Source organism: Novosphingobium humi (assembly GCF_028607105.1).
GTDB lineage: Bacteria > Pseudomonadota > Alphaproteobacteria > Sphingomonadales > Sphingomonadaceae > Novosphingobium > Novosphingobium humi.
In genome coordinates this window covers 2,143,318-2,165,928 of sequence record NZ_CP117417.1, presented here as the reverse complement: position 1 = coordinate 2,165,928, position 22,611 = coordinate 2,143,318, and the positions used below count along the sequence as shown (strand labels likewise).

Below are 22,611 nucleotides of genomic sequence, written 5' to 3'. Positions count from 1 at the left end.
GCGTGTCCTTTGCGTCAGGCGCGGATGGAGAGGGTGACGGGCTGGGCGGTGTCGGCGCGTTGCCCGCTGATCTGGATGGTGAGCTGGCCTTGGGCTGGCGCGCCGAACAGGCGGACGCGGGCGATCGAGAGGCGCGGCTCCCACGCGCGGATGGCCAGCACCGTGGCGGCGCGGATCAGCATGGGGGTGGCGGCGTTGATCGGCGCGTCGATGAGCGACGGGATCAGCGAGCCATAGGTGCGGCGCATGACCCGCGAGCCGATGGGCGTGGTGAGGATATCGGCCACCGACTGCGCCAGATGCGCATCGCCCGAGAGGGGCTTTCCTGTGGTGGCGTCCATTCCGTTCATGGGGAACGGGATGGCGGGTTACGCGCGCGCGGGGTAGGGGGCGGGGGCGTAACCCGGAGGGTTACGGAGTGAGGTGGCAGTGGGTGAGGGCTAAGGTTGGGACACTCCTGCCGGTCTGCCCCGTGATTGGCAACGGCGGGTTACGCCGGCACCGGCCATTCGTGGATGGGCTTACGGCATTTCTCATAGGTCGGACCTGGGATGCTACTGAACAACTCCCTTTAGAAACATAGATGGAAGAGCGAACGATTCAGATGGCGATCGTCCTTCCCGCTTTGCCCCACACCTCTGTGCTGGAGTGGTCACAAGAATTTACCGAAAGCAGGTTGCCTGAACCGTTGGCCGAAGCACTGACGGGCGTAAGAGCGTCATACACAATTTGTCCCAGATAAGGTTTTATGTAATCCAGCTGGCTATGATGGAACCGTTCCGGGGGCGATGGAATGCGAATCAAATTCGTCGAGATATCCAATTTTCGCAAGCTGAAGTTGACGCACATCGATTTCGACAAAAAGACGACGATATTTGTAGGCGCCAATAACAGCGGGAAGACCTCTGCGATGGTAGCGCTACGCCTTTTTCTCCTCTCGCCAACTCGTCTGGCGCTGCGTGATGTGACGATCGCCAACTGGACCAAAATTGATCAGCTGGGAGATGAATGGGAGGCCGATGCTGACCCGTCGGTCGACTTGAACCTACTCCTCCCCTCACTCGACATCTGGCTCGACGTTCCGCTCAGTGAAATCCAGCATGTCGTTCACATCCTGCCGACCTTGGATTGGTCTGGCGGCTTACTCGGGGTGCGGCTAGCCTATCGCGTCAAAGATTTCCAAAAATTAAAGGGCGAATACCTCGCGCAGCGCAGCGCCGCTCGAGATGCATCAATCACCGGCCCGAACGGCGAAGCGATCAAACTCGCAATTTGGCCGCGTAGCCTGACTGATTTCTTAGAACGACGGTTACCAGCCCATCTTGACCTGTCAGCCTACCCGCTTGATCCAGCCGCCGTCACGCTGCCAAGCAAAAACGGTCGCGCGATGCCGCAGACCCTACCCGCTAGTGCGCTCGCATTCGACAATCCACCTTTCAAAAACCTGATCAAGATCGATGAAATTGCAGCGCAGCGCGATTTCTCCGATGCTGGGAGTCGTGATGGCGGCGACGATAAGGGCGAAGCAACCACCCGCCGCTTCAAGCGGCGTCTGTCAGACCAGCTGCGTTCCTATTACGACCGCCACCTAGATCCTTCAAAAACGCCTTCTGACAAGGATTACGAAGCACTTGGCGCGATTCAAGCTGCTGAACGCAGTTTCGATGCACGCCTCGAAGCAGGGTTCTCTGCGGCCTTCGAAGAACTTGAGGATTTGGGTTACCCAGGCATGAGCAATCCCAAACTGAAAATCTCGACTCTTCTTCGAGCGACAGATGGGTTAAAGCACGGCTCATCAGTGCAGTATCAGGTGGCCGACCCGTCGGGTGACGGCACCAAGACGCTGAAGCTTCCGGAAGACTATTCCGGCCTCGGCTATCAGAACCTCATCGCAATGGTGTTCATGCTGATGGGGTTCCGCGACGAATGGATGCGCGTCAAGAAAGCGGGTGTGCTCGAAGGCGCCGATGTTTCACATGAGATTCAGCCTTTACATCTCGTCCTTGTCGAAGAGCCCGAGGCTCATCTTCATGCGCAGGTACAGCAGGTCTTCATCAACAAGGCCTATCAACTTCTCAGGAAACATTGTGACCTGGGCGACGGAGAAGGCTTTTGCACCCAGCTGATCGTCAGCACGCATTCGAGTCACGTCGCGCATGAAGCGGATTTTGCGAACCTGCGCTATTTCCGGCGTCGGCCGGCGGCTAGCAAGGGGGAGACTCCGACGACGACAGTCGCCAACCTCTCCCACATTTTCGGAGATGGCGACGACACGAAGCGCTTTGTGAAGCGGTACCTCAAGGCCACGCACTGCGATCTATTTTTCGCTGATGGGGTCGTATTTGTCGAAGGCCAGGCCGAGCGCATTCTCGTGCCGCACTTTATCCGCCATCACTTCCCTGAACTGTCGCGCCGCTATGTGACGCTGCTCGAGCTGGGCGGTAGCCACGTCCACAATTTCCGCGATCTGGTCGATGCGCTCGGAATCGCGACCTTGATCATTGGCGACCTCGACGCGACAGTAGCGACTAAGATAACCGACAAAAATGGTAAGGAAACGACGCGCTGGAAATCGGCACGCCCCGAGCAAGGCAAAGCGCAGCAAACCGCCAACTCGGTGCTCAAGGAGTGGCATCCCCAGAAGAAGCTGATCGACGAATTGGTCGCGCTGCCGGCCGAAGGCCACGCATCGACGGCGGGCGGCGACTATGAATTGTATGTCGCCTATCAGAAGCCGGTGAAAGTAGAAGGCGCTGCGGAGGACGACGCCCTTGTCATCCCTCGAACCTTCGAGGACGCACTTATCCTGGAAAACCTCTCGGCAGTCACGAAGGTCGAAGGCTCGGTCACGTCAGCCAAAATTCGTGCCATCGTGGCAGAGAGTTTATCGGGAGACGATCTTGAAGATGAACTGTTCGATTTGCTCAAGACAGCAGAAAAGGCGGCGTTCGCGCTCGATTGTCTGATGCTTGAAGATCCTAAAGCTTTGAAGCCGCCGACCTATATCGCGGCCGGTCTCAAATGGTTCGAAGGAGCGGTCGGTAAGGATATATTTGAAAGCGAGATCAAGGGCGGGGCAGACCAATGATGAGGATTGAAACCGCACCGCCAGACTTCGACGACAGCGCAGACGCGCAGATCCAGGAGTGCCTGAACCCCGCCGCTCCTAAGAGCTTCTTCCTCTATGCCGGTGCAGGCTCGGGAAAGACTCGCTCGCTGAAGAACGCGCTCGATGGGTTTCGCGAAACTCACGGTGCGGCGTTCCGCCGTTTGGGTAAGAAGATCGCGGTAATCACTTACACCAATGCAGCAGCCGACGAGATCGCCGAACGTGTAGGACAGGATTCGCTTTTCCCAATCTCGACGATCCACAGCTTCTGCTGGCGGCATATTGAAACCTATCAAGCCGATATCCAGGCGTGGCTACTCGAAACGCTTCCAGCCGACCTCGCCGATCTGCACGAGAAGCAGGCGAAGGGACGAGCTGGCACAAAGGCGGCGCTCGACCGCGAACGCGCCATCGCTTCTACGACCCGCCGCATCGAATGGCTCAGTGTACCCCGGCGTTTCAGCTACAATCCCAACGGCGACAATTTCGGCCAAGACTCGCTGTCTCATTCCGAGGTGCTGAAAATCACTGCAGCGTTCATCGAGACCAAGCCGTCGATGCAGGCGGTTCTCGTCAACAAATACCCGTTCCTGCTCATCGACGAGAGCCAGGATACGAACAAAGCGCTGCTCGAAGCCTTATTTGCCCTCGCGGCTGCGAACGAGGGCAAGTTCGGCATGGGTCTTTTTGGCGACACGATGCAGCGCATTTTTCTTGACGGTCATCCCGAGCTAGAGCGTCTGGTTCCCGACGGTTGGGCTCACCCGGTTAAGCGGCTGAACCATCGCTCACCCCAGCGGGTGATCGCGCTCGGCAACGTCCTGCGGGCGCCGATCGATCGGCAGTACCAGGTTGCCCGTGAGGACAGTGACGCCGGCGTTGTCCGGCTCTTCGTCGCGTCCAGCGCTACCCCAGACAAGCCGGGATTCGAGCAACGGGTCCGCGATCGCATGGCAGAACTTTGTGGCGATGCCGCATGGCAAGAGGAAGCTGAGGTCAAAACACTCACGCTCGAACATCACATGGCGGCATCGCGCCGCGGCTTCCTAGAGATGTTCCAAGCACTCGATCGGGACTCGCGCCTTTCGACAGGCCTACGGACCGGGGACATTGCAGGCCTGAGGCTGTTTACAGAGCGCGTTGCCCCACTTGTCGCAGCGGCGCGTGCGAAGGATGCCTTCGCCGTCATGGCGCACTTGCGCGCGACTTCGCCCCTGCTCAAGCGCGCGGCTGTTGTCCAGACTACGACCCCGGACGATCCTCTGCGGCCGGTACGGGCGGGAGTGGAAGCATTGCTCGCTCTCAATCCTGAAAGCCCGACAACCACCTTCCTCGCCGTTCTTGAATGTGTGGCTAAGTACCAACTATTTGACATTCCAGCCTCACTGCGGCCTTTTGTGGCTGATGATCACGGTCCAGAGGCAACAAGTGCCGACGCGATCATCGACGAAGAGAAATTGGAACCTGACGACGAAACGGTAGAGGTGTCTCCTGCAAGTCTCGAAGCATGGCGTGCTTTTCTGGAGACACCTTTTTGCCAGACGCCCCCCTTCGCCGAATATGTCAGCGACCGTGGGCCATTCGGAACCCACCAAGGCGTCAAAGGGCTTGAGTTTGAGCGTGTCCTGGTAATTCTCGATGATAGCGACGCGCGAGGTTTTCTCTTCTCTTATGAAAAACTATTCGAAGCCAAGCCGCTGTCGGATACGGACCGTAAGCATCTTGCCGATGCCACCGATGGTGGGATCAATCGAACCCGGCGTCTTCTGTACGTCACCTGCACTCGTGCGAGGAAAAGCTTGGCGCTTGTTGCCTATACTCAGGATCCGGATGCTGTCGTTGCTGCAGCACTCCGCAACAAGTGGTTCTGTTCCGATGAGATCGAGCGACTTTGACCCCGCTGCATGCAGGTTTATTAGCTAATGGCTTTTGAAATTCCTAAGTTTTCCCCTGAAGATGAAATCTTCAAACACGGAATCCGTAAAGCGGAGGCCCGCCTGCGCGCAGAAGAACTAGTGAACAGCTTAGATGATACTTGGAAAATGCGAACGAGTTCCATCGAAAAAGTCCAACATGCTGTTGATCTGGCGAATGCATTGCTGGCTGCTGGGAACATCACTGCTGATGAGTATCTCTTTTATGCGACCTATCGTGTGGACGATCACCATACCTCCCTTTGGCTAGCCGGAGCATATCCCGAAGTCGAGGAATTGGCATCGAAAATTCATCAGATCGAAAACGATCACGGGCTAAGCGATGGGCATTATTGGTTGCGAGGTGAAGGCCCGCCCGAACATAGCGAAGCCACCAGGTTGCACGAAGCCGCTCTCGATGAGCGTTTCGCTGCGATGCTGGAAAAGTTTGGTCTTGTGAAAATCGCCGAGATTTGGCGAACCGATCGCGCGGAGTATGACCGGCGGCATAAAATTGGACGGCTAACTATATTTGAAAAGGATAACGTCCAAAAATCGGTTGCTGACTCGATCGGAAGCTATGAAGAAGAGGCCCGGCGCTGCGCTTCAGCAGGGGCGTATTGCGCGGCCTGTGTAATGCTCGGGTCCGCAGCTGAGGCGCGGATATTGAGGATGTGCCTTGTTTACTACGACGATGTGGCGGCGATTTTGGCCAAAAAAGCCAGATCGCAGAAGCCGCGCAATCTCAACCCGCTGCATTGGACCTTGGATATACTAATTTCGTTCGCTGAAGAGTTAGGGTGGCTGCCCGACTTGGAGAACGATGAAATCACCGTCAAGATCGCTAGTTGGCTTTCCTCTTTGCGGGATACGCGCAACCTTCTTCATCCTGGACGACATGCTCGTGATCGCCCGCATATCGTCATCGGTCGGGAAGAATATGACGATGCAAACCATGCCTATACCGCTCTTCGCATCGCTCTTGAGCGTGTGATAGTTCGGAAAATGACGTCGGGTACATGAATAAAAAGGAAAAATTTGTCGATCCCGTGCAAATGGTTGTAACATGATCAACATGCGGCCCGTAGTTAACAAGGACTTCTAATGCCCGACACTCGTTATCGTCTTGGATTGGCTGTTTCCCTCCAACAAATGCCGGATATTGCCATGGCTCTTGCTAAGGATTTCCCCGCGCTTTCCGAGGCGATTGAAAAGCAATGGCTGGAAATCCTGAACAGCGGGGTGAACATCTTTGGCCCATATGAACATGCCTCTCCCGAGCCAACGGCCGGCCTCACGGAAGGCCGCATCGAACTTATCACTGGTATTGCTGAATAAAGTCCCGCTAAGTGGCGATCGGAATTTTTTGATTTTGGTCGTCCAAGCAGGGCGTTTTTGTGAATGCTTCGTGTCGAAAGAGCGGGTACCGCAGTTTGCGCGGCAAACGGAAAGCAATTTAGCCCGGTAGCGCGAGCCGTGAGCAAACGCAGTCAGACGCCTTGCACTGCGAAGGTCGTCCACACATGGACCTACAGCGACCACATCATCGCACAGCGACGCTGGTGCAGAGGTTGTCCATCACATCACGTCACCACTGCTACACATGCAAAAACGCTGAAGCCGTACATTGGCTCAGCCGGCCAATCTTCGGCGGGCGAATGACCGCTAGCGGCAAATCTCGCTGTTCCTCTGGAGAATTGGTAGCGGCTAGGTTTGGTCGAATGCCGTCAGTATCTGCGCCGCTAACGACCATCCTCGGCACCACATCGCCATTGGCGGGGGCGTAGCCCGGCGGATGCCGTATGATCAGAGGCCGGGGATCTGGCCTGCAGCGTTGTTGATCCGCTCTCTGGCGCGCTCGACGGCGTTTTCGATCTGGGCGACCTTGGCCGTCAGGGCGGCAAGCTGGGCGACATGCTTGTGATAGGCGGTGACCTGCGGCGCGATCTGGGCCGCGATGAAGTCCGTGATCCATGTCACGATCTTGGTCGGGTCAATCGTGGGGGGATTGAGCAGGGCCAGCAGCGGGGCCAGCATCTGGATCTCCCACGCGATCACCTCGAGCTGGCCGGTGATGGGCTGCACCCCGTCCTCGACGGCCTGTTGCAGATCCGACAGGTTCAGAGCCGCATTGATGCGTGCGATCAGGGCGTCGATATACTGCTCGGCGATCAGTTCGGTGCCTTCGATGTTCATGGCGGCCCTCAATTGATGTTGGTGATGATGCCGGAGACGACATTGATCGTCTTGCCCGAGGCGGAGAAAACCCCCGTTGCCCCGGTGCCGCTCGACAGGTTGCCGCTGGCCGCGATAGAACCATCGACCAGCAAGGTGCCGATGATTTTGACCCCGCCCGGCGCGGTGATCTGGACAGAGCCGCCATCGGGAAGGATTGCGGAAAGATGGTGGCTCTCCGGGTCATAGGAGAGGATCGCGCCATCGGGATAAGCGATCAGCTCGGCCAGCGTGTTGGCGGGGGCCGGGTGGTTGTCGTTGTAAAGCCCGGTGAGGGCCACGCCGTTGCCGATCTGGCCATCGGGGCAGATGAGGACGCATTCCTCGCCCACGGTTGGCGCGCTCCACCGGCGGGTGGCGCCCGCGCGCAGGGCCAGCCAGCGGATGGGCGGGCTTTCGATGGCGCCATCGTCGGCGTCGGGATCGCCAAAGCGGACGCGGCAGCGCGGGGGATCGAGCGTGACCGCGCTGATCACGCCAAGGCGGATCAGGGTCGAGGGATCGAGGGGGATATCATCGTCGTTCATTCGCCTGCCCCTTGCCCCCAATCATAGGCGGCCTTCGCATAGGCCCATGTCGCATCGCAGGTCAGCCAGTCGGCGCGGGTGATCCAGACGCGGGAGATGTCCGCCATGATGGCGTCGGGGGCGGGGTTTTCAGGAAGCGGGGCAGGGTCGGTTTGAACGGGGCCGGAGCGATGGGTTGGCGTTGAGCCGCGCACCCCGTGATCAATAGCGAAAGAAGCAAAGCGGTCAGTTGATCCAGCAGTGAGCGCTTCGTGAAGCGTTTCGGCGGCATGGGCATTATCCTTTGATTGCGCCTTGGCGGCGCGCTGGGCAGCGTGGGCGGCGGTGCGTTCCTTGTCCCACGCCAGCTTGGTCTGGCGCGCGGTATCGGCCCATTGCGCGGCGCGGTGGGTCTGCCATCCGGCCAGAGCCAGTGCGACCAACGCCAGCGCGGCCCAGATGCGCGCCGGGCTGGCCGCGATCCAGCGCAGGAGCGCGAGCGGCCAGCGCCAGAGCGAGTCGGTGAGCAGGGAGAGCGCGAGGGAGAAGAGCCTGGCCATGGTCATGCATCCTTGAGGCAGACGCGCATTTCGCGTGTCCGCCGATCGACCAGCCCCTTGAGAACGCGGCCCCCGGCGCGGTTGAACAGGGTGAGATTGACGCAGGCGGAGACGAGATTGCCCGCATCGATGTTGCGCCGCATGGTCGAGCGGCAATAGGTGGGCCAGCCCACGTTGTAGGCGAGGCTGACAGCGGCGAAGCGCACGAAATCCCGGCCCGGAATGGTCAGCGCCAGACCCGGCGTGCAGGCCATGACGTGCTGCGCCGTCTCGGCAAGGCGGGCCTCGAGCATCAGCGCGCATTGCGCCTCAGTGAAGTGCCGGCCGATCTGGATATCCTTGCCGGTCAGGCCGTCGCAGGCGGTCGGCACCTTGACGATATCGAGGTACGCCTTGAGGTATTGCGGCCCGCTGATATGCTGGATCGTGGCGGTCCTGGCTTGAGGCGAGACGGTGACCGCCACCTTGCGGCCCGATTCATGTGCAGGCGTTTCGGTCAGCAGCAGCTTTCCCGTCACCGGGCCGACAATGGCCAGCAGCGCGCCTGTCAGCACGATCAGCGCCCCGCGCTTGGGCTGGGCGGTCTCAGGCTGCGTTGCCATCGCCGCCTCCCTGTTGCACCAGCCGCGCGATGGTGGGGGCGGCAAAGACCACAAGCCCGGCCAGCGCCGAGGCCAGCGGGCGCCACGGCTCGGGCACATAGGCGACAAGGCCGGTCAGGATCTGGGGCTGGGCTACCAGCGCGGCGGCCAGCACACCGGCCAGCGCCGCCATACGGACGGACCACCAGCGCCAGCAGGCGCGCGCGTCTTCAACGAGGGTCATCGGATTGCTCCTTGCGGGGGCGCTTGGGGTTTCTGATCCAGCCCAGCGCGATCAGTTTCTCGGCGGCGGTAAGGATCACCACGCCAAGGCCAACGAGTTGAATGAGGTGAGGCAGCGCCTCGACGAAAGTTGCCAAGGCCATCACCACCAGCATCGAGATTGCATCAAAGGCCGAGCGCGCACCGTGGGGTGCGAAATTGGCCAGCGGGCTCATGTCGGCGGCCATCACACGAACCGGGTGCTGTTGGCCGCGTAATCGGCGGCGACCTGCGCGGCGGCGGTCAGACCCGAGACGGTCAGATCCTCAACCGACATTCGGTAGATCGTACCCTTGTAGCCGCCACCGATGGCCAGCGTCATGGCCGCCGCGCTGAGCGGGCTGGTAGGACCGCCGGTGATGGTGCCCGCCACAGATGCGCCGTTGCAGAACATCTCGTACTCGCCGTTGCCGGGGTTCATGCGATAGGCGATCTGCGCCACCACATTGTTGGCGGTGGCCGCACGCTGCTGATTGACGGTTGCGCTGCCCGTGCCCTGCTGCATGCGCGCCGTGTAGCCGTCGCTGCCGGTGTCAGACCAGAATTGCGCGCCATTGCCATTGCCCGCGCCAGCAGGTGAGAGCGAGAGCAGCGGCGTGTAACCGCTGGCCGGGGAGGCGGCGGGCGTCTTGAGCCAGAGCGTGTAGAGGAAATGATGCTTGAGCACTGCATCATCGAACGCGCCCGCCGTACCAAAGGTCAGCAGCTTGGCCGTGCTGCCTGCCGCGCCGCTCAACGAGAGGCCCGTCTTGCCTGTCAGATTGCTGGCATTGCCCGAAGCGTTGAGGGTCGCGCCGATGGGTGAGCCTTCCACCATATTGTTGAAGGTCACACCGCTTGCCAGCGCACCGTCCGCATTCGGGTTGCAATAGCTGTTGAGGAAGTCGAACAGCGCCAGCGTGCCCGCGTTCATGATCGGATCGCGGTAGAGCTTGGGCAGCGTGGCGTCGGTGAAGGCGCTGGACAGCTTTTGGATGACAGAAACCATGGGGGAATCCTTTCAGGGATCAGGCGCTCCACGAGGCCCAAAGGGTGGGGATGGCGGCAAGCTGGGCGGTGGTGACCCAGCCCCAACGCAGGAAGTGGCAGGCGACGATCTGGGCCAGCGCGTCATAGCCCGCGTCATTGAGGTGCAGCCCGTCCGCCGAAAGCTGGGCGCTGATCTTGCCCGCCGCCATGTCGGTCAGATCCTGACTGGTGGGCGTCAGACCCGCTGCCAGCAGGCCCCAGCGCACCAGTTCGGATTGCGCGTCGATCACATGCTCGAAGGCGGCGGTCAGGATCGCCATCCCGGCGCGGACATTGCCCCAATTCCCGCTGGCGTTGCTCTCGCTGGTCGAATTGAGCGGGCCGATGACAAAGCGGCGGCGGCCGACATGGGCGTTCATCCAGCGCGTGGCGGCGGCGGTCCACTGATTGTAGAGGTTGCGGTCATTGGTGCCGAGCCAGATGCCGTAGAGCAGGTTTGACCCGGCGGGCGGAATGGCGGCGGCCACTACCGGCCCCGGCACAGGGATCGCGGCGGGCATCGAAGGATACGTGAAGGTATAGGCCTCGCTGGTCGAGGCCGGGCCGCCGCTGGCCGTTCGGGTCAGCGTGCCCTTGACGCCAAGGATCGCGATCTGGCGCGTAATGGTGCGGTTGGTCGCCGGGCTGGAGAGCGGCTGATAGGTCCAATAGGCGTTGGTGCCGTCGCCGGTGTTGTCCGAGGTGGCATAGAGCGCGGATTGGCCGCGAAAGCCGGTGACCGTGGCGGTGCCGTTTGCGGGCAGGACATTGCCGGAAAGCGTCAGTTGGATGCTGGTTTCCCGGTCGGCGATGGCATGGGAATAGCTGCCCGGCACGCCCAGCCAGGACGCGCCGCAGCCCAGATAATAGGCGATGCGCGGCGTCAGGCTCTTGGTGTTGGAATTGGACGATCCCGAGCCGTCGATAAGACTGTCGCCGCCCATGTAAAGCAGGGTGGTGGAGAGCGCCGAACTGGATTGTAGGCCGGGGATATAGACCTTGCCCGATTTGGTAACGATCTGCGCCGCGCGGCCATTGATGTCGAGAATGGCACTCAGCACCTGCTCCCCGCCGTAATAGCGGGTGGCCGAGGTGTCGATCACATCGCCGCCGCTGCCCAGCGGGAGCTGGCCCTCGACCGTGCCGAATTTCAGCGCATAGCGGCCCGTAGTGGCCGAGCGGACAAAGGAGAGGCCATTGCCCACGGCAAGATCGATAGCCAGCTTGGCATGGAGCGTGCCATCGGCGGTGACCACCACGCCGCCGCCATTGGCGCTGCCCGCGACAGCCCACAGGACAGGCTGGCCGAACCAGTAGCGCGGCGTGGTGGTGTCGATCACATCGCCGCCGGAGCCGATCGGCAATTGCCCCGCCACCGTGCCAAACTGGAGCCGGTAGATCCCGCCAGCATCCTGCACAAAGGACAGGCCGTTGGATGCCGCGCCCAGGGCGATGGCGAATTTGCCGAACAGCGTTCCGTCCGGCCCCCATGCGAGGGCCATCCGACCGGCGCTGTCCATCACGCCCCCGGCGATCAGTGCGCCGCGCAGGTAGCGGCTGCCGGTGACGTCAAACAGGCCGCTGATCGAGGCGGCGGCAGCCTGCGCCTCGTCCACATAGGGCTGCGCGACCGGGGCGATCAGCGGGGCGAGCGCCGAGCGCATCGAGACGCCGTCCTTGACATGGGGAATGGTCTCGCTGCCATCGGGCGCGGCGTTGATCGGGAGTTCGGTGATTTTTACCATGGGGGCGGCTCCTTATCGGCCAATCGCGCGCCAGAAGACGGCCATGTCGAGGTCATCGGAAAAGACGTTGAATTGGGTCACGCTGACCTTGTTGCCGCCTACCTTGTTGCCGTTGGTGGCGGCCACATTCGGCGCGCGGGCGGTCACTTGCAGGTTGACCGAAGCCAGATCGGTGAAGGGGATGGGGAAGTCGAGCGCGGGCGGCGAACCGGTTTCGTCTGCGGTCACTTCGCCCCATTGTTCGATCAGGCCATTGGGCATTTTGCGCCAATAGCCGTTGGCGTTGGAGCCGAAGGAGAAGTCGGCGGCGTCTTGCGGATTGTAGCCCAGCACTGCCTTCACCGCCGCGCCGGTGAAGCCCGCGCTGTCAAAGGGGACATAGCCCAGGCGCGAGACGATATCGGCGTACCAGGCGCCGTGCTGGCCATCGAGCAGGTCGGCATCAAGGGCGGAGCCTGCGCCATCGACGCGCAGGAGCATGGCGAGGATCGCGGCCTGCATGGCGGCCGGGGTGAGGGCGCGTTGGGTGTCGTTGCCCGCGCTGGCCTCGGCATTGGTGGCCAGTTCGACCACGCCCTGGCCGCTGGTGGTGGCGGGCGGGCTCAGGAAATTGGTGTCGCCGAAGGTGATCGCGCCCGCCATGCCGCCGGTCAGTTGGATATCGACCGCGATATAGGTGGCGCTCGGCTCCGCCTTGGCGGCGATCGGGCCAGCCTGACCATAGACGCCGAACAGCGTGCCATCGGCCAGATAGAGCGCGAAGCCGCGATAGGAATAGGCATCATCGGAGGCGTCAAGGGCGACGATATGGATGATGTCATCGCCCGACTGCTCGCCCGAGACGCCCAGCCGCTTGAACTCGCCGGGCAGCGCGGTGAGCGTGCTGGACACAGTGAAGGCGGTGTCCGTCAGGCCGATTTCGGTGATCTCCACCGGGGAGAAGCCGGGCGTGTGATCATCGATGATCGCGCTGAAACCCGCCTTGGTCAGGGTGATCAGAAGCGGGTCCATTATTCATCCTCCCATGCGAGGCCATCGGGGCCTTCGAGCGGCTCGCCGTCCTCGGACTGCAATTTGAGATCATCGGCGGGGTCGGGGTCGGCCATGGCGGCTCTCCAGCGTTCGGCGCGCATCGCGCGGGCGGCGGCCACCATCGGCAGGGCGGCATGCGCCATCGCCTTCTGGCGCAGGGTGAAATGGGCGCGGGCGGGTTTGACTCGGACGAGATCGCGGTAGAGTTCGGCGGCGAAGCTGGCCGTGGCGATGGTGTCGAACAGGCCGTCGAGCGGCAGGGTGACGAAGAACGTGTAGGGGACGCCCGAGCCGCCTTCCTCCCACCATTCGGTGAGCGTGATGCGCGGGTCGTAATCGGCGATCACCGCTTCGGCTGCGGCGCGGCTGCCCCGGATTTTGGCATTGGGGATGGCCTGTGCGGTGGCGGCGCGGCGCTGTTCCTCGCTCCAGCTTGGGCGCCAGCGGTCAACCGACAGGCTCCATGCCAGCCAGGGCAGGATCGAGGCGGGGATCGTATCGGGGCGCCACAGGTCGGTCAGCGGCGTGGGGATGGCGGTGATGCGCGCCGTTGCGGCGGCCAGCGCGTGTTCGAGGCGCGTGGCGTTGGGCGGCAGGAGCGAGGGATTATTCGCCACGGCCCGCCACCGTCAGGTTGATGGCGAGGCAATGCCCGCAATGGGTGTCGTCCATCGGCATGTCCGCCGCCGGGCCATCGAGCGCGACATTGGAGACGCCCGCGACCGCGATGGCGGCAAAGATATTGGCGCGGTTGATGTCGCGGCCGATGCGGCGTGCGGCGGCGACATAGCCTTGCGCCCCGGCCAGCGCATTGGAGAGCACCACATCGCCATCGGGGCCGTCGAACAGGGTGAGGGCGGCGGTGATCGTGTAGGGGGTGATGGTGGCCGACTGGACGATGACCTGATCGGTGAGCGGGCGGGCACCGGCCAGTGCCGCCTCGACATGGGCGATTTGATCGGCGGTTGCCGTGCCGTCGCCGAATTTGGAGAGCAGCGAGACCAGGACAACGCCGGGGTTGGGGCTGGTAACGCTGGCGTCGGCGATCGTGCTGTCGGCGGAGAGGGCGAGATATTCATAGGCGCTTTCCGGCCCGGCGACCGAGAAAGCGTCGGGGGCAAGCTGGATGCGGTAGAGCAGCGCGGTATCGTCCTCGCCATCGAGGCGTTCCACGCCCAGCAGCGCGCCCAGATGGTCAAGATTGCTGTCCTTGGCATAGGCCAGCATGACCTGTTTGGCCCGCTCGTTGAATTGCTGGCGGATCAGCAGTTCGCGATAGGCGGCGACCTCGAGCACCTTGACCGCCGGGTCGCTCTCGACCGTGGCATCCCATGTGGGCAGGTCGGTCTGCACATCGGCGATCAGCGCGGCGCGGATCGTCTCATAGTCGAGCGCCTCCACCACCGTGGGGGCGGGGAGCTGCGAGAGGTCGATGACGGAGGTGCTGGTGGCCATGCCCCACCAGTGCATGGCCTTCGCGCGCGCGGGGAGAGGCTGGGGGCGTAACCCGGAGGGTTACGGGGGTGGGGCGGAGGTTGGGACATTGCGGGCATTCAGGACGCCCTTGCCGAACGGCAGCATCCGCCCCACTTGCAGTCATAGGTCAGGCTGTTTAGGCTCAGCCATGATCGAACTCGACGACCCACGCTGGCTGAAGCTTTCACACGCTTACGGGAATGCGGCCGACATTCCAAAACTGCTTGGCCAACTCGCTCAAGCGACAGGCCCGAAAACTGGATATGACAGCGAGCCGTGGTTCACGCTCTGGTCGAGTCTTTGTCACCAAGGCGACGTTTATGATGCGTCCTATGCAGCGCTACCGCACATCGTCGAGATTGCCTGTAATGCGACGGGGCCCATAGATTTCAGCTTTTTCCAATTGCCCGCCGCGATCGAGATCGCACGAGCTAGCGGGAAAGGCCCTGCCGTTCCGGCTGATCTCGCTCAGGCGTATGGCGATGCCGTTTCACGCTTGGCGCGGTGCGTCGTGCAATACCTTCGCGAAGATTGGGACGAGCCGATGCTCCTATCCGTCATGTCCGCCCTAGCGGTCGCCAAGGGGCATCACCGCGTTGCCGAGGCCGTCATGAACCTCGACGATGATCTCATAACAAAGCTGGTCGATCTAGATTTCGGCGATAGTTGATTGTCGCCTTCCCACCAAATTTCGCCGACAAGCGCCTTTCCGCACACGACACCATAGTGACCGTTCAGAGCTGCATTACGGTAAACATTTTCACCGAATTCAAGTCTTGGGAATATTCGGCGCGAAGCTTGATGCTGTTACCGATGAAGCGGTCCCAAGCTGGCCCCATTCCAAGTATAAGCCTCTGTTTGGCATCGCGACTTTCCTCGGGGTCACCCAAGTGGCTACGGAGACTGTCGCGGGACATATCGAAGGTTACGCCGAGCGGAATACGAAAGGGGAATCGCTTGAAGCCCTCCTTCTCACCCCCGTAGAGGTGAGCGGCGATAACTTGGTTGTCGTCGATTACAAAGGATAGACCGCTTTCGATCACGTTGAGATAGCTGCGATCACCTATCTGTTCAAGAGTTGCGCCCTCGAATTGGGCGAGGTCGCTCAGACGCTTTCCAAGCAAGTTCTCGACATGGGTCATTCTGGCCTCATTGAATTGCAAACACCATTTTATACTATTTCTTGCTCATAACGGAGTAGGTCAATCCTGTATCCTTAGCCTCATATAGAGGGCCACAATGCGCTCCCCCTAACTTTCCCGCCGCAGCGACTGTCACGCGAGAGGGCCGATAGCTGTCTTTGGTTCAGGGGGGCGAGGCGCGTGGAATGGCCAGTGTTGGCGTAAGCCGTCCTTCCCGGCACCGTATCGGAACGACGATAGTTGGTCGGTTTCCGTCACTGTCGACCGAACCGATCAACTTACTATCCCTCGGCCTCCAACATCTCCCCTGCCACCTGCAGCGCCAGATCCTCATCCTCGCGGCCAAAGCCGAGCAATCGGCGCTCGGCATATGTGGCGCGGATCTTTCGGCCATCGCGACCCCGGCCCACGGTGACAGTCTGGCCGAACTGGCTGACCGAACCGACGCGGTCGGCGGTGTTGGTGACGGGGCTGATTTCCACGCCATCAGGCGCGGCGTCGATGCGCCATTTGGCCAGTTTGCGCAGGCCCTTGAACATCTTGCCGCGCGCGCCCTTGCGCAGGCGTCCGCGCAGATCGCGGCGGGGTTTGCGCGAGGCAAAGGCGGCGCCGTCGGGATCGACATTGGCGGCGATGCGTTTGAGGTTGGCTTGGCGCAGCAGGCGGCCCAGCTTGAGCGTGGCCTTACGGCGCCGGGCCGGTTCCATGCCCGCCACGATCCGGCCGAACCATTCCTCGAGGCGCGCGAGGTCATCCGCCATCGACGGCATCCCACGACGGCAGATCCTCGCCATTGACGGTGATCGATTGGAGCAGCGGCATTTCCTCCAGCCCGCCAAAGGGCAGATCATCGGGGAAGAGCGGATCGGGCTCGGGCAGATAGGTGGCGGTGACGCCTCCGGGGGTGATGGTGGCCTCGACATTCTGGCGCAGTTGCAGGCGGATCTGCACATCGGACTTGCCGTTGTCGAGGATATCGACCTCGAAGTCGAAGGCATCGGCGCCCATGGCAAACAGGTCGGGCTGATTGGTGCGCAGCCAGATCAGGATGGCCAGCGCAAAGGCGGCGATATCGCCTGCGAATTCGACCAGCAGGACGTTGAGCTGGAATTCAAAGGCGAAGGAGAAATCGGCGGTGTCGCGCGACACCGCCTTGCCGCGATCCACCCACATGATGAGGTTTTTGGGGCTAGCCTTGAGTTCGGGCATGGCCTGCATCAGAGCAGCGCGCAGGAGGTTGATCTTGAGCATCCGCTTAATCCCAGAGCTGGACGATATCGATGGTGGCCACCTGCGCGGCGGCGGCATCGGGCAGGATCACCGCCGTCCCGCCGGGCAGGCGCGGGCCGCGTTCGGCAAGGCCTGGGTTCAGCTCCAGCACCTGTTCGGTGACGCCCGCCGTCTTGCCCAAGACGCGGTGGCAGATCTCGTCCACGGTCTCGCCGTCCATGGCGGTGGCGGTTTGGGTCACAGCATTTCGACCCGGTTGCGCGCGACCGCTGGGCCGCTGATCGAGAGCAGGTCGGCAATCGCGGCATGGCCCTCGCGGCGGTATTCATCGGCCAGCGCCGCCTTTTCCGAGGCGCGGGCAAGGCCGGTGTCGGAGGAGGCCAGATCGCGGTTTCCGGCGGCGATATCGGCGGCGGCGTAATAGCCCACCGCGCGGGTCCAGAGTAGGGTGGCGCGGTTCTTTTCGTTCAGCGTGTCGGTGGTCACATCGGCAAGGCTGGCGGCTCCGGCCAGCGCTCGCGCGCTGCGCCATGCGGCCAGTTGGCGCATGGCCGTCAGCATGCCGCCCTCGATGGCGAGGGTAAGCTGGAGCTGGGTGATCGCGCCGCCGCCGATGTTGAGCCCCTCGCGCACTTCCTCGAGCCGCACCGGCGGGAACCAGCCATCGGCGACCACCTGCGCATCGGGATCATCGGGCGGGGCCATGGGGGTGGGGGTGAAGCTGCTCATGGGATCGGCCTTCATCAAAACGGGGGGTGAGGATGGTGTGGGATGGCTGTCACCAAAGTGCGCCGCCCGCGCCAACCGCCCCCCGCCGCCGTGGGGCGAACTGGTTATTCGGTGTCGGCCTCGTCCTCGCCTGCGCCGCCGCCCGCCTCATCCGGGCCGAGTTTGCGCAGGGCCTTTTCGAGGCTGCGGATGTCGGATTTGACGCCGATGGAGCTGTCGAGCTGATGCGCGCGGCGGGCGTGGTCGAGGGCTTCGGCAAGATAGGCCGCCTTGCCACCGGCGGGCGCGTTGTCGGCGGCGGGATCGAAGGCGTCGGCGCGGCGCGCGAAGGAGCGGGCCAGCGCCTTGTGCAGCTTGGCCTTGGCCGGATCGGGCATGTCATGGCCCTCGATCAGGGAAAGGACGCGGCACAGGACGTCATGGGGCACGGCCTCCTGCTGATCGAGGCTGAGCTTGGCGATATCTTCGGCGACGAAACAGGCGACGGTGCGGTTGTAACGCTCGGGCGAGGCGAGGTTGAAGCGGATGGCATGGGCCGCCAAACGCAGGGCATACTCCCAATCGCGGTAGTCGATGGCCCAGACGAGGTTCCAGACGAGGATTTCATCCTGCGCGGCCTGGCCCTCTTCGCCCGCCTGCAAAACGCCCTCGATCCATGGGGCGAAGGTGCGGGCCATCTCGATCTTGACGGGATTGCGGGCCTCGATGCTGGCGATGTCGGAGAGGCTGCGCAGATTGTCATGAAGCGCCACGCGCAGGGCGGCATATTCCTGACCCAGCGGCGTATCGAGCGCGCGTTCGGGCGCGGCGGCGGGGGCGGTGTCGGGCTGCGCCGCGCCCGATTGCAGGGCGCGCACGCGCATCTGATGGCGGCGAAAGGCGGAAACCATGGGCGGGGCTTTCTGGATGCCTGCCCACCGGCGCGCGCACCGGCGGGCAGGTCGGGGGGGATTACGGGCGGGCGCCGAAGGTGATGTTTTCGGCCATCACCATGTAATCGGTGCTTTCGATCACATAGCCTTCGTTGACGCTGTTATAATCGACCAGCGCGGCCATGTTTTCCGGCTCATCCTTGATGTAGCGGCGGCGCGAGCCTTCCTGATAATAGAGCGAGAGGTTCGAGCTGTCGGGCGCATTGGCGCGGCCGAGCGGGGTGATCGCCATCGTGCCTTCGGGGAAGAAGGGGGCGATGGCCGCCGGACGCCCGCCGATCTGCTTGGTCGACATGATGAGATCGGAGACCACCTGATCGCTGGTCGAGCGGCCCCCGTCGATCGTGTCGGACAGGGGCCGGTTGATCATCGGGAAGTATTTCTCGTCGACCAGATCCTGCGACACGATCACGACATGATCGGTGCTGGCCCGCGCATAGGAGGGCATGCCCGCGATCAGCTCATAGGCCAGCGCATCGACATTCTTGTAGTCGCCTGCGGCATGGCTGGCATCGGGGCCGATGTAGATCGGCGCGGGCGCACCGGTCGCGGTGGTGACGCCCCCGGCGGTGACCGTGGCGCGGCCCATCACATGGTCGGGGCGTTCAAGCCGCAGCTTTTGCAGCCAACCGATGTTGACGTCCTCGCCCAGCGGGTTGTCCTCCGCATCGGTATCATCGGCCGCCTCGGTGCCGTTAAAGCCCACCGAGATCCGCGACAGGCCTACCGAGACCGCCACATGGCGGGCATAGCGGGCGGCAAAGTCGGGGAATTTCGACCAGGCGTCGATCACTTCCCAGGGCAGCATCGTGTCGAACAGCGTCGAATAGAGCTGAAACTTGCGATCCTGCAGCGCGCCGACATAGCGCGGGGTGCGCGGCAGGTTGGAGCGGCTCTTGCGGCCCGCGATCATGTTCGACGTGCCAAGGCCGATCACCTGACCTTGAAGGTCGCGCACGCCCATGACGTTGACGCGCTGGAGGAAGCCGACGCTTTCGCGCTGGAGATCCTCGAGGCGCTGCTCGCTGGTGGGGGAAAGGGCGAAATTGCGGCTGATGTTGCGCGTGCCGTTGACGTTGGCGATGGCGGCAAAGAGCTGATCCAGCGCGCCGCGCCCGCGATCAGAAAGGGTGTAGATTTGAGACATGAAGCTGCGTTCCTTGGATGGGGCGGGGCGTTGGGGCAGGGTGTTGAAAGGCGGCGGACGGCTTAGAAGACCGCCTTTTCAATGGCGGTGGCGGTGTTGCCGTCGGCGATCGGGCGGCGCTGGAAATGGGGCGCGGGGGTGGCCTCCTGCGTGTCCTCCAGTTTCTTGAGCTTGAGGGCCATGGCATCGGCTTCGGTGCGAAATTCGCTGCGCAGGCCATCAATGGCGGTGGTGACGGTCTGGCCGAATTCCTCGAACACGCCGCGCAGGGCCGAGAAATCGAGCGTGGTGGGCTGCTGGCCCTCGGGCTTGGGTTCGGGCTGGGTTTCGGGTTTGGGGGCGGGGGCAAAGCTGGCGGTGAACTTGTCGAACATGGCGCTCATGCTGGCGAGCAGGCCCTTGGCGCTTTCGGTGGCGGCACCATCCTCGGCAAATTCGAGCGCGGCGGCGGTGTCGCCCGCCAGACTGATCGAGCCGGGGAGGGTGCGGTTGAACTTGAGGCGGTCGGTGGCAATGGCCGCCGGGCTGTCGGTCAGGGCCACGCCGCCAAGATAGGAGAAGCCCTTGCCCGCGAAATTGTCGATGATTTCGATAGACGGATAGACCTTCTGGTTGGCGTCATTGAGCGCCTTGGCATTGTCGGTGACATCGAGGACGCCGAACAGCGCCTTGCGCTTTTCCGGCTTGCCGTTGAAGTCCACATCAACTTCGCCGACCGACAGTTCGAGCACGTCGCCATAGGCGTTGAACGGGGCCTGTCCGCTGACGCCTCGGATATGTTCGATATTGACCCGCGCGCCATAGGTCTTGGGATTATAGCTCGAGGCCATCTGTTCGAGGTCGCGCGCCTCGATGGTACGGCCATCGACCGTCGAACCGGCGGTGGCGAGCAGGAAGGGCTTGGTCTTCATCGGGTTACTCCGGGCGGGGCCTTTTGGGTTCGTTCTGGCCCTCCCGAAATCCACGCCGCCCGGCGATCCTGCAACGCGCGGGCGCGGTAAGGCGGGGCTTTACCGGGCATGGGTGGCGCGCGATGGGGCGAACTCAGGGCATGGCAGGATCATGTCCGCCCGAACCGCCCCCGATGATCCGACGCCCCCCGTGCAAAGCCGACAGGTGACGCGCGCCAAATCGCGCGAGGCCAGGTCGCTTTACCATCGCGGCTGGGGCCTGGCTGAGATTGCACGCGAGCTGGGCGAGAGCGCGAACACCTTGGCGAGCTGGAAGCGGCGTGGGGATTGGGATGCCGACAGCCCGCTCGATGTGGTCGAGGATCACCTTGAGGCCAAGCTGGCCACCTATCTGTGCAAGGAGCCTTTCACCGAAGGCGATATGAAGCGCGTCGATTTCCTGATGCGCCAGATGCAGACCGCCGCGCGCATCCGCAAATACAATGAGACCGGCAAGGAGGGCGACCTCAATGAAGCGGTGGGCCGCCGCAATGACGACAAGGCCAAGGCCAAGCGGGCCGAGAAGCGCAAGAATTTCCTGAGCCTTGAGCAGTGGGAGGCGCTGCTCGAGGATTTCCACGCGAAAAATGACGCCTATCAGGAGGGCTGGTGGGAGCAGCGCGAGCAGCGCACCCGCAAGATCCTCAAAAGCCGCCAGATCGGCGCGACATGGTATTTTGCGCGCGAGGCCATGGCCAAGATCGCGGAAGCCGTGATCGACGGGGAGCAGCCGCGCAACCAGATCTTCCTCTCGGCCAGCGAGCGGCAGGCCAAGAAGTTCATCCGCGAGATTGTCGGATGGGTCAAACGCGTGACGGGCGTCGATCTCAAGGGCAATCCGCTGATGCTGGATTTCTCCGGCCTGCACCCGGCTGATGAGGAGGCGGGCAAGAATGAGATCCGGCTGGACGCGGTCGGCCTCTATCCGCTTTCGACCAACAGCAACACCGCCCAGGGCGAGAGCGGCGACTTCTATTTCGACGAATTCTTCTGGGTCCATGGCTTTGCGCGCCTGCGCAAAGTGGCCGCCGCGATGGCGACGCTCACCATTTACAAGCGCACCTATTTCTCGACGCCCAGCACCAAAACCCATGAAGCCTATGCCTTCTGGAGCGGCGAGGAATGGAACCGGGGGCGCAAGAAGGGCGATCAGCGCGCCTTTGACGCCAGCCACCGGAACCTGCGCGCGGGCGCCATCATGCCTGATGGCTCATGGTGCCAGATCATCACGCTCGACGATGCCATCGCGGGCGGGGCAGGCGGGCGCATCGACAAAGAGGAGCTGCGCGCGGAGTGCAGCGAGGAGGAGTTCGAGAACCTCTACAACTGCCAGTTCGTCGATGACAGCGAGAGCAGCTTTCCTTTCAGCCGGATCGCGCCCGCCCGCGTCGATGCCTTCTATCGCTGGCGCGATTTCCGGCCCGCGCTGGCCGAGGTGCCGGGCGGGCGGCCCTTTGGCGACCGACCGGTGTGGCTGGGCTATGATCCCAACAAGCAGGGGCGCGATGATGCCGCGCTGGTGGTGCTGGCGCCGCCCGATCAGCCGGGGAAGGGCAAGTTCCGGGTGCTGGCCAAATACCGGCTCAACGGGCGCGATTTTGCCGGGCAGGCGGATTTCATCAAGGGGATCGCGGCGCGCTACAATGTGACCGACATTGCCATCGACACCACCGGCGCGGGCCAGGCGGTCTATGAGCTGGTGGTCGGCTGGTTCCCGCGCGCGCGGCGGATCGAATATTCGGTGGCCAGCAAGACGGCCCTCGTCGTCAAGGCGCAGAATGTCTTCAACTCCGGCCGCATCGAGTTCGATGAGAACTGGACCGACCTGATGGCCGCGCTGATGGCGATCCGCCCCGCGCTGACCGGCAGCGGGCGCGGCGTCACCTATGTCGCGCGGCGCAATGGCGAGATCGGCCATGCGGATCTTGCCTGGGCGCTGCTCAACGCCCTTTCCAATGAACCGCTCGATGCCGGGGCCGCCAGTGGGGCGAGCATCGGGCGCGTGGTGTTTTCCGACTGACAGGAGCCTGATTG

At 62.7% G+C, this 22,611-nt stretch carries 26 protein-coding genes; 6 read left to right on the top strand and 20 right to left on the bottom strand.

Annotated features, from left to right (window positions below):
• Nucleotides 1-14 precede the first annotated feature (14 nt).
• On the bottom strand, nt 15-350 hold the full coding sequence (locus tag PQ457_RS10110; RefSeq protein ID WP_273616755.1) for a GPW/gp25 family protein: 336 nt from the start codon (nt 348-350) through the stop codon (nt 15-17).
• A 443-nt stretch (nt 351-793) separates the two neighbouring features.
• On the opposite strand from PQ457_RS10110, the gene PQ457_RS10105 reads away from it, so the two are divergent.
• From PQ457_RS10105 to PQ457_RS10090, 4 genes are all read left to right on the top strand, one after another.
• Nucleotides 794-3,088, top strand: coding sequence for an AAA family ATPase (locus tag PQ457_RS10105; RefSeq protein WP_273616754.1), 2,295 nt, complete (start codon nt 794-796; stop codon nt 3,086-3,088).
• Nucleotides 3,085-5,004, top strand: a complete 1,920-nt coding sequence (locus PQ457_RS10100) for a UvrD-helicase domain-containing protein (protein ID WP_273616753.1) — start codon at nt 3,085-3,087, stop codon at nt 5,002-5,004. Before PQ457_RS10105 ends, PQ457_RS10100 begins: the two co-directional genes overlap by 4 nt.
• Nucleotides 5,005-5,031: 27 nt before the next feature.
• Entirely contained in the window at nt 5,032-6,045 is a 1,014-nt protein-coding gene (locus PQ457_RS10095; RefSeq protein ID WP_273616752.1) for a hypothetical protein, read from the top strand.
• 81 nt (nt 6,046-6,126) lie between these two features.
• Nucleotides 6,127-6,360 (top strand): hypothetical protein, encoded by a 234-nt coding sequence (locus tag PQ457_RS10090; RefSeq protein WP_273616751.1) that lies wholly within the window; start codon nt 6,127-6,129, stop codon nt 6,358-6,360.
• 468 nt (nt 6,361-6,828) lie between these two features.
• Here PQ457_RS10090 and PQ457_RS10085 read toward each other — a convergent pair whose 3' ends face one another.
• The 11 genes from PQ457_RS10085 to PQ457_RS10035 are packed head-to-tail and all read right to left on the bottom strand — an operon-like array spanning nt 6,829 to nt 14,426.
• On the bottom strand, nt 6,829-7,218 hold the full coding sequence (locus PQ457_RS10085; RefSeq protein WP_273616750.1) for a hypothetical protein: 390 nt from the start codon (nt 7,216-7,218) through the stop codon (nt 6,829-6,831).
• A gap of 8 nt (nt 7,219-7,226) precedes the next feature.
• Complete coding sequence (locus PQ457_RS10080; protein ID WP_273616749.1) at nt 7,227-7,784, bottom strand: phage baseplate assembly protein V; 558 nt, start codon at nt 7,782-7,784, stop codon at nt 7,227-7,229.
• Nucleotides 7,781-8,323: a hypothetical protein gene (locus PQ457_RS10075; protein WP_273616748.1), complete on the bottom strand. Its 543-nt coding sequence runs from the start codon at nt 8,321-8,323 to the stop codon at nt 7,781-7,783. The genes PQ457_RS10080 and PQ457_RS10075 overlap by 4 nt, the downstream gene beginning before the upstream one ends.
• Before the next feature lie 2 nt (nt 8,324-8,325).
• Nucleotides 8,326-8,925: a lysozyme gene (locus PQ457_RS10070; protein ID WP_273616747.1), complete on the bottom strand. Its 600-nt coding sequence runs from the start codon at nt 8,923-8,925 to the stop codon at nt 8,326-8,328.
• Complete coding sequence (locus PQ457_RS10065) at nt 8,909-9,148, bottom strand: DUF7940 domain-containing protein (protein ID WP_273616746.1); 240 nt, start codon at nt 9,146-9,148, stop codon at nt 8,909-8,911. Before PQ457_RS10065 ends, PQ457_RS10070 begins: the two co-directional genes overlap by 17 nt.
• Complete coding sequence (locus PQ457_RS10060; protein WP_273616745.1) at nt 9,135-9,374, bottom strand: hypothetical protein; 240 nt, start codon at nt 9,372-9,374, stop codon at nt 9,135-9,137. Before PQ457_RS10060 ends, PQ457_RS10065 begins: the two co-directional genes overlap by 14 nt.
• Nucleotides 9,374-10,174 carry a hypothetical protein gene (locus tag PQ457_RS10055; RefSeq protein WP_273616744.1) on the bottom strand — a complete coding sequence of 267 codons (801 nt, stop codon included), beginning with the start codon at nt 10,172-10,174 and terminating at the stop codon, nt 9,374-9,376. Before PQ457_RS10055 ends, PQ457_RS10060 begins: the two co-directional genes overlap by 1 nt.
• A gap of 19 nt (nt 10,175-10,193) precedes the next feature.
• Nucleotides 10,194-11,939 (bottom strand): hypothetical protein, encoded by a 1,746-nt coding sequence (locus PQ457_RS10050; RefSeq protein WP_273616743.1) that lies wholly within the window; start codon nt 11,937-11,939, stop codon nt 10,194-10,196.
• 12 nt (nt 11,940-11,951) lie between these two features.
• Nucleotides 11,952-12,950: a gp53-like domain-containing protein gene (locus tag PQ457_RS10045; RefSeq protein WP_273616742.1), complete on the bottom strand. Its 999-nt coding sequence runs from the start codon at nt 12,948-12,950 to the stop codon at nt 11,952-11,954.
• The gene (locus PQ457_RS10040) at nt 12,950-13,588 is read right to left on the bottom strand and encodes a phage tail protein I (protein ID WP_273616741.1); all 639 of its coding nucleotides are present in this window, start codon (nt 13,586-13,588) and stop codon (nt 12,950-12,952) included. The genes PQ457_RS10045 and PQ457_RS10040 overlap by 1 nt, the downstream gene beginning before the upstream one ends.
• Nucleotides 13,578-14,426 (bottom strand): baseplate assembly protein, encoded by an 849-nt coding sequence (locus PQ457_RS10035; RefSeq protein ID WP_273616740.1) that lies wholly within the window; start codon nt 14,424-14,426, stop codon nt 13,578-13,580. Before PQ457_RS10035 ends, PQ457_RS10040 begins: the two co-directional genes overlap by 11 nt.
• A 169-nt stretch (nt 14,427-14,595) precedes the next feature.
• On the opposite strand from PQ457_RS10035, the gene PQ457_RS10030 reads away from it, so the two are divergent.
• Nucleotides 14,596-15,117, top strand: coding sequence for a hypothetical protein (locus PQ457_RS10030; RefSeq protein WP_273616739.1), 522 nt, complete (start codon nt 14,596-14,598; stop codon nt 15,115-15,117).
• A 64-nt stretch (nt 15,118-15,181) separates the two neighbouring features.
• Here the strand turns inward: PQ457_RS10030 and PQ457_RS10025 are convergent, their stop codons facing one another.
• The 8 genes from PQ457_RS10025 to PQ457_RS09990 form a co-directional block, all read right to left on the bottom strand.
• Complete coding sequence (locus tag PQ457_RS10025; protein ID WP_273616738.1) at nt 15,182-15,589, bottom strand: hypothetical protein; 408 nt, start codon at nt 15,587-15,589, stop codon at nt 15,182-15,184.
• A gap of 281 nt (nt 15,590-15,870) precedes the next feature.
• On the bottom strand, nt 15,871-16,350 hold the full coding sequence (locus PQ457_RS10020) for a phage virion morphogenesis protein (protein ID WP_273616737.1): 480 nt from the start codon (nt 16,348-16,350) through the stop codon (nt 15,871-15,873).
• On the bottom strand, nt 16,340-16,840 hold the full coding sequence (locus PQ457_RS10015) for a phage tail protein (RefSeq protein ID WP_273616736.1): 501 nt from the start codon (nt 16,838-16,840) through the stop codon (nt 16,340-16,342). The genes PQ457_RS10020 and PQ457_RS10015 overlap by 11 nt, the downstream gene beginning before the upstream one ends.
• A gap of 4 nt (nt 16,841-16,844) precedes the next feature.
• Nucleotides 16,845-17,060 (bottom strand): tail protein X, encoded by a 216-nt coding sequence (locus PQ457_RS10010; RefSeq protein WP_353857126.1) that lies wholly within the window; start codon nt 17,058-17,060, stop codon nt 16,845-16,847.
• Complete coding sequence (locus tag PQ457_RS10005) at nt 17,057-17,548, bottom strand: head completion/stabilization protein (RefSeq protein ID WP_273616735.1); 492 nt, start codon at nt 17,546-17,548, stop codon at nt 17,057-17,059. Before PQ457_RS10005 ends, PQ457_RS10010 begins: the two co-directional genes overlap by 4 nt.
• Before the next feature lie 104 nt (nt 17,549-17,652).
• Nucleotides 17,653-18,438, bottom strand: coding sequence for a phage terminase small subunit (gene gpM / locus PQ457_RS10000; protein WP_273616734.1), 786 nt, complete (start codon nt 18,436-18,438; stop codon nt 17,653-17,655).
• Between the two features lie 61 nt (nt 18,439-18,499).
• Entirely contained in the window at nt 18,500-19,627 is a 1,128-nt protein-coding gene (locus tag PQ457_RS09995; RefSeq protein WP_273616733.1) for a phage major capsid protein, P2 family, read from the bottom strand.
• Between the two features lie 62 nt (nt 19,628-19,689).
• Nucleotides 19,690-20,538, bottom strand: coding sequence for a GPO family capsid scaffolding protein (locus tag PQ457_RS09990; RefSeq protein WP_273616732.1), 849 nt, complete (start codon nt 20,536-20,538; stop codon nt 19,690-19,692).
• Nucleotides 20,539-20,689: 151 nt separating this feature from the next.
• On the opposite strand from PQ457_RS09990, the gene PQ457_RS09985 reads away from it, so the two are divergent.
• Nucleotides 20,690-22,597: a terminase large subunit domain-containing protein gene (locus PQ457_RS09985; RefSeq protein ID WP_273616731.1), complete on the top strand. Its 1,908-nt coding sequence runs from the start codon at nt 20,690-20,692 to the stop codon at nt 22,595-22,597.
• Nucleotides 22,598-22,611: the final 14 nt, after the last annotated feature.

Bases quoted from the DNA above. Each gene is read 5' to 3' on its own strand.
- PQ457_RS10065 (WP_273616746.1), bottom strand. From the start codon at position 9,148: ATGACCCTCGTTGAAGACGCGCGCGCCTGCTGGCGCTGGTGGTCCGTC.
- PQ457_RS10025 (WP_273616738.1), bottom strand. From the start codon at position 15,589: ATGACCCATGTCGAGAACTTGCTTGGAAAGCGTCTGAGCGACCTCGCC.
- PQ457_RS10080 (WP_273616749.1), bottom strand. From the start codon at position 7,784: ATGAACGACGATGATATCCCCCTCGATCCCTCGACCCTGATCCGCCTT.
- PQ457_RS10105 (WP_273616754.1), top strand. From the start codon at position 794: ATGCGAATCAAATTCGTCGAGATATCCAATTTTCGCAAGCTGAAGTTG.
- PQ457_RS10085 (WP_273616750.1), bottom strand. From the start codon at position 7,218: ATGAACATCGAAGGCACCGAACTGATCGCCGAGCAGTATATCGACGCC.
- PQ457_RS10100 (WP_273616753.1), top strand. From the start codon at position 3,085: ATGATGAGGATTGAAACCGCACCGCCAGACTTCGACGACAGCGCAGAC.
- PQ457_RS10015 (WP_273616736.1), bottom strand. From the start codon at position 16,840: ATGCTCAAGATCAACCTCCTGCGCGCTGCTCTGATGCAGGCCATGCCC.
- PQ457_RS10055 (WP_273616744.1), bottom strand. From the start codon at position 10,174: ATGGTTTCTGTCATCCAAAAGCTGTCCAGCGCCTTCACCGACGCCACG.
- PQ457_RS10005 (WP_273616735.1), bottom strand. From the start codon at position 17,548: ATGAGCAGCTTCACCCCCACCCCCATGGCCCCGCCCGATGATCCCGAT.
- PQ457_RS10050 (WP_273616743.1), bottom strand. From the start codon at position 11,939: ATGGTAAAAATCACCGAACTCCCGATCAACGCCGCGCCCGATGGCAGC.
- PQ457_RS10075 (WP_273616748.1), bottom strand. From the start codon at position 8,323: ATGGCCAGGCTCTTCTCCCTCGCGCTCTCCCTGCTCACCGACTCGCTC.
- PQ457_RS10090 (WP_273616751.1), top strand. From the start codon at position 6,127: ATGCCCGACACTCGTTATCGTCTTGGATTGGCTGTTTCCCTCCAACAA.
- PQ457_RS10110 (WP_273616755.1), bottom strand. From the start codon at position 350: ATGAACGGAATGGACGCCACCACAGGAAAGCCCCTCTCGGGCGATGCG.
- PQ457_RS10095 (WP_273616752.1), top strand. From the start codon at position 5,032: ATGGCTTTTGAAATTCCTAAGTTTTCCCCTGAAGATGAAATCTTCAAA.
- PQ457_RS09990 (WP_273616732.1), bottom strand. From the start codon at position 20,538: ATGAAGACCAAGCCCTTCCTGCTCGCCACCGCCGGTTCGACGGTCGAT.
- PQ457_RS09985 (WP_273616731.1), top strand. From the start codon at position 20,690: ATGTCCGCCCGAACCGCCCCCGATGATCCGACGCCCCCCGTGCAAAGC.
- PQ457_RS10020 (WP_273616737.1), bottom strand. From the start codon at position 16,350: ATGGCGGATGACCTCGCGCGCCTCGAGGAATGGTTCGGCCGGATCGTG.
- PQ457_RS09995 (WP_273616733.1), bottom strand. From the start codon at position 19,627: ATGTCTCAAATCTACACCCTTTCTGATCGCGGGCGCGGCGCGCTGGAT.
- PQ457_RS10060 (WP_273616745.1), bottom strand. From the start codon at position 9,374: ATGGCCGCCGACATGAGCCCGCTGGCCAATTTCGCACCCCACGGTGCG.
- gpM (WP_273616734.1), bottom strand. From the start codon at position 18,438: ATGGTTTCCGCCTTTCGCCGCCATCAGATGCGCGTGCGCGCCCTGCAA.
- PQ457_RS10045 (WP_273616742.1), bottom strand. From the start codon at position 12,950: ATGGACCCGCTTCTGATCACCCTGACCAAGGCGGGTTTCAGCGCGATC.
- PQ457_RS10030 (WP_273616739.1), top strand. From the start codon at position 14,596: ATGATCGAACTCGACGACCCACGCTGGCTGAAGCTTTCACACGCTTAC.
- PQ457_RS10070 (WP_273616747.1), bottom strand. From the start codon at position 8,925: ATGGCAACGCAGCCTGAGACCGCCCAGCCCAAGCGCGGGGCGCTGATC.
- PQ457_RS10035 (WP_273616740.1), bottom strand. From the start codon at position 14,426: ATGGCCACCAGCACCTCCGTCATCGACCTCTCGCAGCTCCCCGCCCCC.